The sequence below is a fragment of the Staphylococcus chromogenes genome, from assembly GCF_029024625.1.
In the GTDB taxonomy this organism is placed as follows: domain Bacteria; phylum Bacillota; class Bacilli; order Staphylococcales; family Staphylococcaceae; genus Staphylococcus; species Staphylococcus chromogenes.
Window position 1 is genome coordinate 1,741,929 of sequence record NZ_CP118953.1, and the last position, 15,075, is coordinate 1,757,003.

The 15,075-nt window shown below is 35.6% G+C and carries 15 protein-coding genes; 5 read left to right on the top strand and 10 right to left on the bottom strand.

Annotated features, from left to right (window positions below; genetic code table 11):
• Positions 1–13: 13 nt before the first annotated feature.
• On the bottom strand, positions 14–361 hold the full coding sequence (locus tag PYW36_RS08485) for a UPF0738 family protein (protein WP_103159390.1): 348 nt from the start codon (positions 359–361) through the stop codon (positions 14–16).
• A 201-nt stretch (positions 362–562) separates the two neighbouring features.
• On the opposite strand from PYW36_RS08485, the gene PYW36_RS08490 reads away from it, so the two are divergent.
• From PYW36_RS08490 to yjbH, 3 genes are all read left to right on the top strand, one after another.
• Complete coding sequence (locus PYW36_RS08490) at positions 563–1,153, top strand: CYTH domain-containing protein (RefSeq protein ID WP_037572169.1); 591 nt, start codon at positions 563–565, stop codon at positions 1,151–1,153.
• Between the two features lie 88 nt (positions 1,154–1,241).
• Positions 1,242–1,613, top strand: coding sequence for a truncated hemoglobin YjbI (locus PYW36_RS08495; protein WP_037572171.1), 372 nt, complete (start codon positions 1,242–1,244; stop codon positions 1,611–1,613).
• 14 nt (positions 1,614–1,627) lie between these two features.
• Positions 1,628–2,422 carry a protease adaptor protein YjbH gene (gene yjbH / locus PYW36_RS08500; RefSeq protein ID WP_103159389.1) on the top strand — a complete coding sequence of 265 codons (795 nt, stop codon included), beginning with the start codon at positions 1,628–1,630 and terminating at the stop codon, positions 2,420–2,422.
• Between the two features lie 259 nt (positions 2,423–2,681).
• Here yjbH and pepF read toward each other — a convergent pair whose 3' ends face one another.
• The 4 genes from pepF to spxA all read right to left on the bottom strand — a co-directional run bounded on the left by pepF (position 2,682) and on the right by spxA (position 7,088).
• Positions 2,682–4,490, bottom strand: a complete 1,809-nt coding sequence (gene pepF / locus PYW36_RS08505) for an oligoendopeptidase F (protein WP_103159388.1) — start codon at positions 4,488–4,490, stop codon at positions 2,682–2,684.
• A gap of 70 nt (positions 4,491–4,560) precedes the next feature.
• A complete protein-coding gene (locus PYW36_RS08510) occupies positions 4,561–5,556 on the bottom strand; it encodes a competence protein CoiA (protein WP_133170672.1) in 996 nt (331 codons plus the stop codon).
• Between the two features lie 197 nt (positions 5,557–5,753).
• Positions 5,754–6,467, bottom strand: coding sequence for an adaptor protein MecA (gene mecA / locus PYW36_RS08515; RefSeq protein WP_037572185.1), 714 nt, complete (start codon positions 6,465–6,467; stop codon positions 5,754–5,756).
• Positions 6,468–6,692: 225 nt separating this feature from the next.
• A complete protein-coding gene (spxA, locus tag PYW36_RS08520; protein WP_037572189.1) occupies positions 6,693–7,088 on the bottom strand; it encodes a transcriptional regulator SpxA in 396 nt (131 codons plus the stop codon).
• Positions 7,089–7,392: 304 nt separating this feature from the next.
• On the opposite strand from spxA, the gene trpS reads away from it, so the two are divergent.
• Entirely contained in the window at positions 7,393–8,385 is a 993-nt protein-coding gene (gene trpS / locus PYW36_RS08525) for a tryptophan--tRNA ligase (protein ID WP_037572193.1), read from the top strand.
• Between the two features lie 114 nt (positions 8,386–8,499).
• On the opposite strand, the gene PYW36_RS08530 is transcribed toward trpS, so the two are convergent.
• From PYW36_RS08530 to opp3b, 5 genes are all read right to left on the bottom strand, one after another.
• Complete coding sequence (locus tag PYW36_RS08530) at positions 8,500–10,125, bottom strand: peptide ABC transporter substrate-binding protein (protein ID WP_228512597.1); 1,626 nt, start codon at positions 10,123–10,125, stop codon at positions 8,500–8,502.
• Positions 10,126–10,190: 65 nt separating this feature from the next.
• Positions 10,191–11,129 carry an ABC transporter ATP-binding protein gene (locus PYW36_RS08535; protein ID WP_037572198.1) on the bottom strand — a complete coding sequence of 313 codons (939 nt, stop codon included), beginning with the start codon at positions 11,127–11,129 and terminating at the stop codon, positions 10,191–10,193.
• Positions 11,129–12,202, bottom strand: coding sequence for an ABC transporter ATP-binding protein (locus PYW36_RS08540; RefSeq protein ID WP_037572201.1), 1,074 nt, complete (start codon positions 12,200–12,202; stop codon positions 11,129–11,131). Before PYW36_RS08540 ends, PYW36_RS08535 begins: the two co-directional genes overlap by 1 nt.
• Before the next feature lie 14 nt (positions 12,203–12,216).
• Positions 12,217–13,278 carry an oligopeptide ABC transporter permease gene (gene opp3C / locus PYW36_RS08545; RefSeq protein ID WP_037572204.1) on the bottom strand — a complete coding sequence of 354 codons (1,062 nt, stop codon included), beginning with the start codon at positions 13,276–13,278 and terminating at the stop codon, positions 12,217–12,219.
• On the bottom strand, positions 13,278–14,204 hold the full coding sequence (gene opp3b, locus PYW36_RS08550) for an oligopeptide ABC transporter permease (RefSeq protein WP_037572207.1): 927 nt from the start codon (positions 14,202–14,204) through the stop codon (positions 13,278–13,280). Before opp3b ends, opp3C begins: the two co-directional genes overlap by 1 nt.
• Before the next feature lie 246 nt (positions 14,205–14,450).
• On the opposite strand from opp3b, the gene PYW36_RS08555 reads away from it, so the two are divergent.
• Positions 14,451–14,831, top strand: a complete 381-nt coding sequence (locus PYW36_RS08555; RefSeq protein ID WP_037572210.1) for a DUF3899 domain-containing protein — start codon at positions 14,451–14,453, stop codon at positions 14,829–14,831.
• Positions 14,832–15,075: the final 244 nt, after the last annotated feature.

The following is a 15,075-nucleotide window of genomic DNA, read 5'->3' on the forward strand; positions in this document are numbered from 1 at the left end:
ACCTCACTCCGCTTCATACTAATTCAAATGTTTCTTCAACGGCTGCCACAAATTCATTACCATAATTGGAATTACCTTCTATATTATTTAATAAATACGTTAGTTCATCTTTGAATTGTGTTAACGTTAACGTATCATTAATGACAATTTTTTTGTCTTTATGTTCATGAAGCATTGACCACGTTTCTTGAACAAAAATTAAGTAAGAAAATGATGACCCATTATCCATCAAATATACGAATGAAAAATTGTCACTGTCCACAATCATCTGACCAACTTCAGATAAACCTTCTGTCGATTGATCTGTATAACATAACATTTGATCATCTTGAATTTTAATTTCATTAACATATATACGCATACGTTCTCCTCCTAGATATGGGAGGCGGTAGTGATATCCGCACATTCCCCAATCCCTTTTCTTTTATCATCGAGGCACACGGCCTTATCATCTAACATTTTAACATAATTCCACTAAGGACTCATCGTCTATCTATCGAATGAGAAATACTTTTAAAGTCTTTTCATATTCGGCATAATACTCAATAAGGAGTGAACACATATGGCAATCGAAAAAGAAATCGAATTCAAACAATTACTTAATTTACAAAGTTACGAAAGCATTAAATCAACATATTTTAACGGAGCGACCCCTTTCAAACAAACGAATCATTATATCGACACACCTGACTTTCAAATTCAATCACAAAAAATGGCATTACGCATTAGAGAAAAAGCTGACGGAGCTTTAGAGTTAACTTTAAAAGTTCCGCAAGCCATTGGGTTAGATGAATATAACTTTGCTACGGACCTTAAACCCATTCAAGGACAAGTGCCAAAAAATGCCCTACCGAAAGAAATTCAGTCGCTTCTTATTGAAAAGCACGTGAATCTTGAAGCGCTTCAAATCTTAGGTGCCTTGACCACTTTGCGCTTAGAAAAACAACTGACAGATGGGTTGCTTGTACTCGACCATAGTTTTTATCTTGGCACAGAAGACTATGAATTAGAATTTGAAGTGAAAGATTTTGAAAAAGGACAACACGCCTTTAATGAACTCTTAAAATCTTTTCATTTGAAACACCAAGAACCTAAGAACAAAGTCCGTCGTTTTTTCGAATATCAATCCTTTCTCAACCAAAATAATAACTGATAGGTATTGTATAAGTGTTTTTACTTTGATATGTAAAAATTCATGTTATTATTTATGTATATCAAAACTAACGATTAAAGGTGAAATGATGCCTCAAACTCCATATGAAATTATTGGTCAAGATGCGCTTTACGACATGATTGACCATTTTTATACACTTGTTGAACAAGACAACCGAATTAATCACTTATTTCCTGGTGACTTTAAAGAAACGAGTAGAAAACAAAAACAATTTCTCACTCAATTTTTAGGCGGTCCTTCTCTTTATACAGAAGAGCATGGCCATCCGATGTTACGCCAAAGACATTTGCCATTTAAAATTGATGCACATGCTAAAAACGCATGGCTCGAAAATATGCATATTGCGATAGAAACTGCCCAACTCCCTCATGGTGTGGGCGATTATTTGTATGAACGTTTAAAGTTAACTGCAGAACATATGGTTAACACAGAAAATTAATTGTAGGTGAAATCATGACGAAAGAATTAAGAGCTGTTGTTCATAGTTACCAAGAAGACACAAACGCCAATCTTTCTCCTGTGAGCAAAATAGAAATTTATTCTTTTTTCGATCCATTCAGCAAAGAAAGTTTTAAACTGTCTGCCGTGTTATCGAAATTAAAAATTGAATACAGCCAATATATCCGCATTCGTCATATTCTCAACCCTTCATTACGTGTATTGACAAAATGCCAAGCTCAAAGTACTTCAGATAGAGATAACATTGCATTGGCGTTCAAGGCAGCGGAATTACAAGGCCGTGCACGTGCCCATCGCTTTATGCATCTCATTCAAAACGAGATTATTCCTAAACCAGATATCGTCACAGAAGACATGATTTCAAAATGTATTGTGAATGCGGGTTTAGACTACGACGTGTACCAAGAAGACTTAGCGCACGGAAATCTCCGTGAAAGCTTAAAAGTAGATTTGCATATCGCTCGCGAAATGGATGTTGAAATGGCACCTTCACTCGTGTTCTTTAATGAAGATATACAAGAAGAAGGTTTAAAAGTAGAAGGTCTATATCCCTACCATATTTATACTTATATCATTAATGAAATGATGGGCAGTCCAATCGAAAAGCAATTACCCCCCAAATTGGCTGAATATATTCTTCAAAAACAATTAGTCACTGAAGAAGAGCTTTTAACCATTTATGAATGGCCAGAGAAAACACTAAAAAAAGAACTTAAAAAACTTTTATTACAACAAAAAATCGAAAAGATAAAATATCCTGGTGGAGAATTTTGGAAAGCGAAAATGTGAGAAAACTAAATAAAGAGGTACGGAGTTGGAGCGATTAACATCAGTTCCAACTTTTTTGTATAAAAAAAACGCCGTGTTCTGACACGGCGCTAAACAAAGGGGATGGGAGAAATTTTTCACTTCAAACAAAGGGGTATGTTTGTTATGTGATTAATTTCATGCTCATAATATATCATGTGTTTACAAACGATTCAACCCTTTAACGGCTAAAAATGCAAGTTTTCACAAATCCGTCAAATTGTAAACGGATACACTAGTTTCAAGCTTTCATTAATTTTTCAAAAGCGTCTAATTTCTCTTCAAATACCTTACATGCATCTTCAATAGGTTGAGGTGTTGTCATATCAACACCAGCATTTTTCAATATATCAATTGGATAATTTGAACTTCCCTTTTTCAAAAATTCATTAATATATCTTTCAACCGCCGGCTGCCCTTCCGTTAATATTTGATGACTTAAACTTTGTGCAGCGCTATATCCCGTAGCATATTGATAAACATAATAATTCATGTAGAAATGCGGAATGCGTGACCATTCTTTACTAATATTTTCGTCTGTTTCAACTGTATCTCCAAAATATTGGCGGTTGAGCTTAGCATATTCTTCATTCATACGAGTTGCAGTTAATGGCTCTCCCGCTTCTTCAATTTGATGGATTTTATGTTCGAATTCTGCAAACATTGTTTGACGGAACAATGTGGCACGAAAGCGTTCCAACTCTTGATTTAATAAGAGTAAACGTCGTTTATCGTCTAAATGTTGATCCATATAGTGACTGAGTAGTGCTTCATTACATGTAGAAGCCACTTCTGCAACAAAGATGGTATAGTCACTTTGATTGGATGGTTGATATTTACGACTAAAATAACTATGCGCAGAATGGCCAAATTCATGCACTAAGGTATATAGATCTGAAACAGTATTAGACCAATTGAGTAAAATAAAAGGATTCGTTTTATGCGCTCCTGAAGAGTAACCACCAGAACGTTTACCTTTGTTTTCGTAAACATCGACCCAACGATTTGCTAAACCTTCTTTAACCACGTTAAGATACTCCTCACCCATCGGTGCGAGTCCTTTTAACATCCACTCTACTGCTTCATCATAAGGCATCTCAAATTTAATATCTTTGACCATGGGCGTATACATATCATACATTTTAAGATCATCTAATCCGAGCAATGTTTGACGGAGTTTAGTATAACGATGCAGTAAAGGTAAGTATTTGTGCACTGTTTTCACAAGGTTATCGTAAACTTCTTCCGGAATGTGATTACGACTTAAAGCTTGTTCACGTGCTGTTTTGTAGTGATGGGCACGCGCATTGAAAACATGCTTTTTCACTTCTCCAGCAAGTGTCGCCCCTAAAGTATTGTTATAAGCCCCATAAGCTTTATAAACATTGTTGTATGCCGATTTTCTTAATTCTCGGTCGTCTGACTCTAAATATTTGATAAATGTGCCTTGCGTGAGCGGGTGTTGACGTCCCTCTTTATCTATCACATCTTCAAATGTTAAATCTGCATTATCAAACATACTAAACACATTACTTGCTGTAGAGAGCGCATCTTGTGCTTCCGTCAAAAGTTTTTCTTTCTCCGCATCTAAGACATGTGGGCGTTGTTCATTAATTAATTGAATATCAAATGCATAACGCTTTAAACCTTCATGAGATGAAACAAAAGATTGTAAACGCCCTTCATCAATTTGTAATAACTCCGGAACTAAAAAGCTCCATGCTGAGCTCAATTTAATCGCCAATTGATGCGCCCGTGCTTCAAAGCCCGTATACTTATCGTTTGCTGTATCTTGATCTTGTTTCAAATGCGCATAAACATAAACTTCCTCAAGTTTAGTTTCGATTTCATCTTCTAAACTTAACGCTTTGTACAAAGTTTCTGCATCGTCACCTAAATGCCCTTTAAAAGCTTCTTCTTGGCCGAGATAACTTTCTACTTTTTTGAAAGCCTCTTCCCAAGCAGCATCATTTTCAAAAATTGTCGTTAAGTCCCAAGTATATTCAGGATATTGTTGTTCTTGTTCTGCTCTCGTTAGTTGTTGTGCCATTTCATATTCCTCCTCTAAAGATGATATTATAGCTATTTTCTCATTTTTAAATTCAGAATGCACTTTTTAACTATGTCACACGTAATAATTTCATGTAAGCATGAACCATCGTCTGCATCATACGTTGATAATCCACATTTTGATGCGCAAAATATCTAGGTTGGAGCATTTTGCGAACGGCTTGATGAGGAATGGAACCTCCTTTAAGAGATTTCAAAACAGTCAGCTGCCAATAGACAGGATGTGTGAGAAAGTAGAGTTGTTCTGGAAATATAAAACCCGTCAGTTTACAAACTTGTTCATCAGATAATTGTAATTGATACATCAGAGATAAATGGGGTTCTAAAACGCTATTTTTACGTCGACAATATGCAATATATCTTTCAATAAAATATTGCGAAAGTTTTCTTATAGGAGGTATTGATTTTGAAGGGTCACTCATATCCTCTAGCCACTGTTCAAAAGGAATTGGGATTATTTCACCTTGAAATGTTTTCGAGGCAATCGGGGTTAACTGTGTGATTTTATGGGGGATAAAAGTTTTTGCATCAATACAATATAAGGTACGTGTTTGATGAATGATACTCGTTTGATGACGTTGAGTGAAATAGTAACTTCCTTTATTCTTTTTGGGAACCTCCGTTACCCAAACGACGTTGTATCCTAAACTTTGTAACCCTGCTGTTCTCACTTGCATGGTCTCTACATCTATAGGGCTTAGTTGAATTTCAATTGCCCATTGATTGTTTATTGTAATGTCAGGAATTTGGCAAATAGTGGATAAGTAAGGTTCTAAACAAACATGTTCATAATGCTGTGCCAACTTCTCAAAAAGTCCTTGTTTCATTTTTAAATGTTGTTCTGTTTCTCCACCTTTATGTTTTAAATGGATTTGACCGGAGGGATGTGCAAAATGCGGCGTCACTTTTATACCTTGACGTAATATGAGTCGTTCTTTACAAATCGGGCAATAGTAGCACTCTAGCCGAGAGGCTTGTCTTGCTGAAACTTGTTCATTATTCTCGTTCATCGCTGTTAACATCAACTTCACCTCATAAAGATACACGCCTCATCCTCTTAAATTACTTTTTATTGCTTAACTTAATTTCAAAATACTTATCAATATACAAGAAATTATGCGCCGCCACAAAAAGGAGTTAAGCGATCCATAATTACCTAACTCCTTAATTTAACCCATCCGTATAGCCAAGGCACAAAAAAGCACGACCATCCTCAGAATGGTCGTACACCTTTTAGACTGTATTACTTATTTGGAAAATAACGTTTCACTTGTTCAGTAACATTGTGACTCATTACAATTTTAGCATAATCGTTTAAAAATACTTCAGTTTTATCTGTAGGTGATGCATATTCAAGCGCTTGTCCATAAAAATCATGAATGGCTTCTTCTGTCACCTCTTGGTCAAAATGAACCATGTAATAGTAAGTGTCATTAAACATATACAATAAATCTTCGTATTGTGTTAATTTTTGATTATTTTGATGTGCGTAAGCAATTAAAGTTTCTAAATCATCAAATTTAAAGATGAGTGTATTAGATTGAAGTGATGTCATTTGAGATGAACGACGTGTCGCTTGAGTAGTCTCTCTTTCATCTAAATCGTCTTCTTGTGTTTCGCTTGAATGAGCTTTCAACGATTGAGAAAGTAAATCGTTTAATTGGCTATCAAACTCATCTAAGGCACTATCTTCTTCAGACATTTGCATCAATTCGTCATTTTTAGACTTAGAAATCGTCACTTCTACCCCTTTTTCAAAAGCGTGTACTTGAATCCATAAAGGGCCTTCAACAACAAAATCTTCTTCTTGGTTAATTTCTTCCATCATTGACCAGAAAAACTCTTCTCCACGTTTACGGTTCGTCCATAAGTCCTCACGTCTAAATCCACGTGCTTCTATATCTTTATAAGTGATAAACAACTTTACAGTCATGTCGTCAATGCGTTCTATTCTCATATCATCTCACTCCTTACAGTCGATGAATAGTAATCCTATTGTAGTAGACAAATTAGAAAAATACAATCCATTTGTTTGAATACTACAATCATTTGAAAAACGCTTTAAATTCAGTATATCATACTTAAAAAAAGAGCTTAAATAGTTCGTATATATAAAAAAAGACGAGCAACGCAAACCGACGTTACTCGAAAACATTATCTAAATAGATTTATAAAGTTTAAATTAATCAACCATACGTTGCGCTTCTTGCAATTGGAACGTACGGACTTTACGTGGTAAGAAACGACGAATTTCATCTTCGTTGTATCCTACTTGTAAACGTTTATCATCTAAAATAATCGGACGGCGTAAAATGCCAGGGTTATCTTGGATGATGCCATATAAATCTTGTAAAGGTAAAGAATCGATATCTACGTTTAATTTTTGGTATGTTTTAGAACGTGTAGAGATAATTTCATCAGTACCGTCTTCTGTCATTTTTAAAATTTGTTTTATTTCATCTAAAGTTAAATGTTCAGAAAAAATATTTCGCTCCGTATACGGAATGTCATGTTCTTGTAACCATGCTTTCGCTTTACGGCAAGATGTGCAACTTGGTGAAGTAAATAATGTTACCATACATCTCACTCTCCTAATTGAATAAAAATTCATTAAAATTTAACGTTCAAGTTTGACTGATTAATATAAGCTAAAACAATTCAAATCTTTTTTCTGTCTGTCTAACGCTATATATCTATTATAGCCAAACAACATTAAAATTAAATGAGAAATCTGTAAAAATAGTATTTATTTTAAATAATCAGTCTTTAGTATGAGACTTATTTCTACCATTTCCTAATACTTATCATAACATAACTTACAAACTTAGAAAATACTGTTACAATAGTATTGATAAACACGAAAGAAAGTAGGCATTGTTCATATGAAAACATTATTCTCAGGCATTCAACCTAGTGGTATTCCCACAATTGGCAACTATATCGGTGCATTAAAACAGTTTGTTGAAATCCAAGATGATTACGAGTGCTATTTCTGCATCGTTGATCAACATGCAATCACGGTGCCTCAGGATCGCTTAAAATTGCGACAACAAACACGTCAACTTGCCGCGATTTATTTAGCTTCTGGCCTTAATCCGGATAAGATTACGTTATTCATTCAATCTGAGGTTCCTGCACACGTTCAAGCCGGTTGGATGTTAACGACCATTTCCTCCATTGGCGAACTCGAACGTATGACACAATTTAAAGATAAGGCGCAAAAACAAAATGATGGTATTCCTGCCGGTTTATTAACTTATCCCCCATTAATGGCAGCAGACATCATTTTATATAATACAGACATTGTTCCTGTTGGGGATGATCAAAAGCAACACATCGAATTAACACGTAACCTCGTAGATCGTTTCAACAGTCGCTATAATGATGTTTTAACAAAACCTGAAATACAAATGCCAAAAGTGGGCGGACGTATTATGAGTTTACAAGATCCGATGAAGAAAATGAGTAAAAGTGATGATAACCAAAAAAACTTTATTTCGTTACTTGACGAACCTCGTTTAGCTGCTAAAAAAATCAAAAGTGCTGTAACAGATTCAGAGGGAACTGTTAAATTTGATAAAGAGAATAAACCAGGTATCTCAAATTTACTTACGATGTATTCAAGCTTATCTGGAATATCTATTAAAGATTTAGAAGTACAATATGCCAATGAGGGCTACGGTAAATTTAAAGGAGATCTTGCTGAAGTCGTGGAACAATTTTTAACTGACTTCCAAGCTAAATATGAAGAATTTTACAACTCAGAACGTCTCGATGAAATTCTAGATGAAGGCCGTGACAAAGCGCACCGTACATCTTTTAAAACTTTAAAGAAAATGGAAAAAGCGATGGGCCTTGGCCGCAAACGAAAATAATATCAAAATAGCCATCAAAATTTATGCTTAGATAAATTTTGATGGCTTTCTATTTTAACTAGGTACTATCTCCCATCTGAATCCTTATTATTCAAAAGGAAGTCATTTGAGGTATTATTCTTTTTTCTTTTTACCTGTCTCACGATCGATAGATTTATCAATATAAGTGTACTTTAATGATGTATCTCCACCGATATTATGATATTGTAGGTTTTTCACTTGTGGATTCGTTAAATGTGCTTCCCCTTTTTGATAAACTGGCGCAATCGGTGCTTCATTAAGCAATAACTCTTCTGCATCTACAAGCGTTTGATTTCGTTCTTCAGGTTTTTGCAATAATTCGCCATTCGCTTTTTCAAGCATTTTATCATATTCTTTATTACTCCAACCTGTATTATTAGACGAATTACCTGTTGTCATAATATTAAGAAACGTCATTGGGTCCGGGTAATCTGGTCCCCAACCTGAAAGTGAAATTTGATAATTTCCACTTTGTTCACGTGCAAGACGTTGCTTAAACGGTAATTGTTGGATTTTAACAGTAACCCCTGGTAACGTGGTTTCAACTTGAGATTTAATAAACTCTGCTGAAATTTTAGACGCTGGAGTATCTTCTGTGTTCAACGTGAAAGTGAATTTATCTTTACCTAGTTCTTTTTTAGCTTTATTGTAATTCTCTTTAGCCTGTTTAGGGTCGTATTTCAATGGGGATTTAATTTGATCTGTAAAATCTTTGCCATTAGGTGCATCTGCAGTTCCTTTAGCAGTGAATCCATCCACTTCTTTAGAACCGTTATTCAATACAGAATCTACATAATCTTTTTTATTGATGGCTTGCGAAAAAGCAAGTCTCATATTTTTGTTTTTAAACTCTGGGACTTCATCTTGATTCAATTTCAAGTAGAATGTTGAGGCAAGAAGACGTTTTTTCAATGCAGGATCCCCTTTATATTTATCCACTTGTTCTGCAGAAATTGTCGTATCATCTACTGAACCTGTATCATAAAGTGACGCTCCAGCTTGACCATCTTTTAGAACTTTATAATTGACTTTGTCTAGTTTCACCACGTCTTTATCCCAATATTTATCATTTTTCACTAAAATAATTTTATCTTCAACGGCCCAATCTTTCACTTTGAATGGCCCATTATAAACACTTTTTTCCTCAGATGTTCCGAAGCGTTCCCCGTATTTTTTAACAACTTTTTCATTTTGTGGTAAATATGTAGCAAATGCGAGCATTTCTTTAAAATAAGGAATCGGTTTAGTGAGTTCAAAACGGAGAGTATGGTCGTCAATCGCTTTTACCCCTAGTTCATCCACATCTTTTTTCCCCATATTAATCGCTTCTGCATTTTTTAAATCATACATAATGTACGCATATTCTGAAGCCGTATTAGGGTCAACTACACGTTTCCATCCATATTCAAAATCATGGGCAGTGACTGGATCTCCATTTGACCATTTGGCATCTTTACGTAAGTGAACCGTCCAAGTTTTACCTCCGTTCGTAATTTCAGGGTCTCCTTGTGCAACGCCCGGTTCAGCTTTATCATTTTTTCCTGCTGTGTATAAACCTTCATAAACTTGGCTAAATTTATCAAAACTTACATTATCCGTTACTTTAGCAGGGTCTAATGACGCCATATCTTGAGGAATCACTTTTCGAAATACTTGCCCTTTTTCATCATAAATCCCTTCAGCATTACCGCATGCAGATAATACAATAACTGAACTCATGATTGCCCCGAGTAGTTTGACTTTATGTTTTGCGATTTTCAATTGCATTTCCCCCTTCCTTTGTTTTATACATGTAAACCGTTATTTTGAGTGAATTCTTGAAACTCTTCTTCTGTCGCAAGGACGTAATGATTGGGTGTGAAGGCCTTTAATTCACGTGGCGCATCTGGATTCTTTTCTCCTTCATACGCAAAACGTTTTCGTGTACGTTCGCTATCTGGATCTGGTTGAGGAACAGCCGACAATAACGATTTTGTATAAGGATGTAATGGGTGATTATAAATTTCGTCTGCGGGCCCTAATTCGACAATTTTCCCTAAATGCATAACTGCAATTCGATCTGAAATATATTTCACCATCGATAAATCATGCGCAATAAATAAAAACGTAATATTGCGTTCTTGTTGAAGTTTTCGCATCAAGTTAACGACTTGGGCTTGAATCGATACATCCAGTGCCGAAATCGGCTCATCCGCAATAATAAATTCTGGTTCTACCGCTAAAGCACGAGCAATACCGATACGTTGTCGTTGTCCACCCGAAAACTCATGGGGATAGCGATTGGCATGACTTTTACGAAGTCCTACTGTTTCTAGTAAGTCATAGACGCGTTTTTTACGGTCTTTTTTATCTTTCGCTAAACCATGAATATCAATACCTTCAGCCACAATGTCCATGACTTTTAATCTTGGATTTAATGAAGCATACGGATCTTGGAAAATCATTTGGATTTTTTTATTAAACTGAAGCAAATCTTTACGTTTTTTAATACTTTGAATATTAACCCCTTCGTAAAGCACCTGACCTTCTGTCACATCGTTGAGTTTAATAATGGCCTTACCTGTTGTTGATTTCCCTGAGCCGGATTCTCCAACAAGGCCAAATGTTTCTCCTCGATAAATATCGAACGAGATGTCATCAATTGCACGGACTTCATTCCGTTTTCCTTGGTTGAAATACTGTTTTAAATGTTTAACTTCCACTAAAATATCTTTTTCAGCCATTAAAACGACACCCTTTCTACGCGTTCTGGTTTCGCAAAATTGTTCGGCATTGGACGCTGTTTACGTTTTACCAATTCTGGAGGCTCTACTTTTGGAGCACGCTCATCTAACAACCAAGAACGAACATAGTGGGTCGGTGATACTTTAAACCACGGCGGCGCTTCTTTAAAGTCAATCGCCAATGCATACTCGCTACGTGCGGCAAATGCATCCCCTTTTGGCGGATGAACTAAATCTGGTGGCGATCCCGGAATCGCCCGAAGTTCAGTTGACCCTTCAGTTTCTAAATCTGGCATGGAAGATAATAACCCCCATGTATACGGATGTTTGGGATCATAAAATATTTCATCAACATCGCCTGTTTCAATCATTTGTCCACCATACATTACGGCTACTCGGTCTGCTACGTTTGCGACAACTCCCAAATCATGTGTAATGAAAATAATAGAAGTATCTATTTTTTGTTGTAATTCTTTCATTAAGTCTAAAATTTGTGCTTGCATCGTAACATCTAACGCTGTAGTAGGCTCGTCTGCAATTAAAACTTTAGGTTCACATGCAAGTGCCAGTGCAATGACAATACGTTGACGTTGTCCTCCTGAAAATTGATGTGGATATGCGTTAAAACGCTCTTTCACACGTTTTAAACCGACAAGTTCTAACAACTCAATTGCGCGTTGTTTCGCTTCTGCTTTACTTAAACCAATATGTTTAATAATCGGTTCCATCACTTGCTTACCTATTTTCATTGTTGGATTAAGTGATGTCATCGGATCTTGGAAAATCATCGAAATCTCTTTTCCTCGTAATTTCATCAATTCTTTTTCCGATTTTTTTGTTAAGTCTTCGCCATTAAAAATGATGCTACCTTGTTTAATACGACCCGACTTCCCTTGGAAAAGCTTCGTAATCGCTTTTGTTGTGACAGATTTTCCTGAACCGGATTCTCCCACAATAGCTAACGTTTCCCCTTTGTTTAAATAAAAATCTACACCTCGAACAGCTTGCACTTCTCCGACCTCAATATCAAAGGAGACATGCAAGTCATTGACTTCAATCACGCGTTCTGACATGTGCCATACCTCCTTTATTTTCTCATTTTAGGGTCAAATGCATCTCTTAGACCATCACTGAATAGGTAGAAGAATAAAATTAATAAACTTAAAATGAAAGCCGGAATAAATAGTTGGTGCGGATGAATCAATAACATTGCGCGACCTTCATTGACAAGTGAACCTAATGATGTTTGTGGTGCTGGAACACCAATACCGATAAAGCTTAAAAATGCTTCGAAGAAAATCGCATTAGGTACTGTGAACATAGAAGTTACAATAATAGCTCCTAATGTATTTGGTAAAATATGTTTAAAAATTAACTTTAAATTCGACGTCCCTAATGTGCGTGAAGCTAAAACAAATTCTTGATTTTTCAATTTTAAGAATTCTCCACGTACAACACGACTCATTCCAATCCAACCTGTAATGGCCATCGCTAAAATAATTGTCCAAATGGAAGGTTCAAATATTAAGACGAATAAAATAACAACGATGAGTGTTGGAATGGATGAGATGATTTCAATGATACGTTGCATAATATCATCAACACGGCCTCCAAAATAACCAGAAATCGCACCGTAAATTACACCAATGAAAATATCTAGTAACGCCGCCACTAACCCAATAAATAACGAAACTTGTGCACCTTGCCAAGTTCTTGTCCAAATGTCACGTCCTAGTTGATCTGTTCCAAACCAAAAGTTTTGTTTGACGTGCGCTTTATCGTAAGCATTACCGTCAATGCCTTCTCCATCAAAAGGTAAAAATGGAATTTGATCTAAAACAGCAATTTTCGGAGGCAAGTTACGACGTTCGACATCTTGCTCTGCATAATCATGCGAACTTATGAGTGGACCTACAATTGCTAAAATGAGGATAATAATTAACCCTATCATCCCTACAACCGCAAGTTTGTTGCGTGTTAATTGTGACCAAGCATCTTGCCAAAACGTACGTCCTTCTCTTTGAAAATCTTGTTCGCTGCTATCAGGTGCACCTGTACGCACAAAGTCTTCATGCATAATCCCTGCCGTTTGAGCGACTGTCGCACCTGAATGATCGTCTTTAGGTAAAATACGTTCTTCTTTCGTCATTACTTTTTACCCCCTTGCAAACGGATTCTAGGGTCGATAAGACCATATAGAATATCGACAATAAAAATGGAAACAATGAATAGTGTACTGAACAATAAAGTAATGGCCATAATCACAGAAAAGTCATTTGTGGTAATTGAACGTACAAATTGATCCCCTAGTCCAGGAACACCAAAAATATTTTCAATGGTTAAAGTCCCTGTTAAAATACTTGCAAGCATCGGAACGAGTATCGTAATGACTGGAATAAGTGCATTTCGTAATGCGTGGCCATATAAAACGCGGCTCGTCGAATTCCCCTTTGCTCGAGCTAATAATATGTAATCTGAACTTAACACTTCAATCATTTCTGCTCTAATATAACGTGCTACTGTTGCGATAACGACAGCTGATAATGCTAATGAAGGTAAAATTGCAGTGGAAATACCTTCCCATCCTGCCACTGGAAACCATTGGAGACGTACAGCAAAAACGTATTGTAGCAATACTGCTAAAACGAAGGATGGCACAGAAATAGCAATAACTGAAATAAAGGTGGCGAGATAGTCAACCCATGTATTTTGTCGTGTGGCTGCGATAACCCCTAAAAACAGACCGACAATAACCCCTATCACCATAGAAAAAAGCCCCATTTGAAAAGATGGCACTAATCTCGGTTTAATCAAATCCCAAACGGGCTGATTATCATATTGGAAAGAGTTACCAAAATCACCTTTAACGACATTCGCCATATAGTTGCCGTATTGAATAGGTAATGGATCATTTAAACCATATTTTTCATTCAACATCGTTTTTTGTTCTTCGCTTAATTTTTCATCATTAAACGGTGATCCAGGCATCAACTTCATAAGAAAAAACGTGATTGTAATAATGATAAATAGTGAAATAACCATATATAACAATCGTTTTAAAGTATACTTAAGCATCCTACAAACCCCCTTGTGTTTAATTAACATTCCCTTCAAAATTTTCAGAAATATTAATAATATTATAATCACAAGGCTCCGAATTAATCAATATCATTTCAATTTACAGTGATAAAGGAATTAAGGGAGAAGTAGCTTTAAATCTATATTTCTTTTCATTAAAAATTATTTATATCCTCTTAAATAACTTCAAATTAATTGAGTAGTAGGTTACAATGATGAAAACAAATAGTAAGGAATGACATTATGCCACGTCTCACTAATCAATCATGGATTTATATTATAATCACCCCAGCACTTACACTTTTTTCATGGCTCTTAAGTACGCATACTTGGACCCATTTCATAAATTTATTTTTTACCTTTTCCATTATTTTTTCAATCTTACTATTCACATTGCTTATTATTCAGGAAGGCATCTTTGATGTGACAAGTTTTGGATTTCGGCGTTTTAAGTATCAATTAATGCGCAGTAAAGATAAAAAACACTATGAATCCGATGAGTTCTTTAACCCGAAACAACCCAAAAAATCTCATTATGTCGTACAATCTTGGATTAAGCCTGCATTACTTATGCATGTTTTTTACATACTACTCTCCTTTTTAATGGCTTTTACGGTACATTAACTATACAAATATATGCATATACAAAAAACAGATGTCTCCTCTAAAAAGACACCTGTTTTTTAGTTTTATAAAAAATCCTTTTATTATTTTTTCGTCTGCTGATCTTATTAAGTCAAAGATGTTGCCCCAAAAAGCATTGAGGGAGTTAAATTTGACGTGTTTCTACTATTATATATGTGAGAATTCCTTTTTTATCTCTTCACTTTAGTTACCATAATGTACTTTTAAAAAGAACAGTTTTGTA

Excerpts from the sequence above, each read along its gene's own strand:
- PYW36_RS08485 (WP_103159390.1), bottom strand. The coding sequence starts at position 361 with ATGCGTATATATGTTAATGAAATTAAAATTCAAGATGATCAAATGTTA.
- PYW36_RS08490 (WP_037572169.1), top strand. The coding sequence starts at position 563 with ATGGCAATCGAAAAAGAAATCGAATTCAAACAATTACTTAATTTACAA.
- PYW36_RS08495 (WP_037572171.1), top strand. The coding sequence starts at position 1,242 with ATGCCTCAAACTCCATATGAAATTATTGGTCAAGATGCGCTTTACGAC.
- yjbH (WP_103159389.1), top strand. The coding sequence starts at position 1,628 with ATGACGAAAGAATTAAGAGCTGTTGTTCATAGTTACCAAGAAGACACA.
- pepF (WP_103159388.1), bottom strand. The coding sequence starts at position 4,490 with ATGGCACAACAACTAACGAGAGCAGAACAAGAACAACAATATCCTGAA.
- mecA (WP_037572185.1), bottom strand. The coding sequence starts at position 6,467 with ATGAGAATAGAACGCATTGACGACATGACTGTAAAGTTGTTTATCACT.
- spxA (WP_037572189.1), bottom strand. The coding sequence starts at position 7,088 with ATGGTAACATTATTTACTTCACCAAGTTGCACATCTTGCCGTAAAGCG.
- trpS (WP_037572193.1), top strand. The coding sequence starts at position 7,393 with ATGAAAACATTATTCTCAGGCATTCAACCTAGTGGTATTCCCACAATT.
- PYW36_RS08530 (WP_228512597.1), bottom strand. The coding sequence starts at position 10,125 with ATGAGTTCAGTTATTGTATTATCTGCATGCGGTAATGCTGAAGGGATT.
- PYW36_RS08535 (WP_037572198.1), bottom strand. The coding sequence starts at position 11,129 with ATGGCTGAAAAAGATATTTTAGTGGAAGTTAAACATTTAAAACAGTAT.
- PYW36_RS08540 (WP_037572201.1), bottom strand. The coding sequence starts at position 12,202 with ATGTCAGAACGCGTGATTGAAGTCAATGACTTGCATGTCTCCTTTGAT.
- opp3C (WP_037572204.1), bottom strand. The coding sequence starts at position 13,278 with ATGACGAAAGAAGAACGTATTTTACCTAAAGACGATCATTCAGGTGCG.
- opp3b (WP_037572207.1), bottom strand. The coding sequence starts at position 14,204 with ATGCTTAAGTATACTTTAAAACGATTGTTATATATGGTTATTTCACTA.
- PYW36_RS08555 (WP_037572210.1), top strand. The coding sequence starts at position 14,451 with ATGCCACGTCTCACTAATCAATCATGGATTTATATTATAATCACCCCA.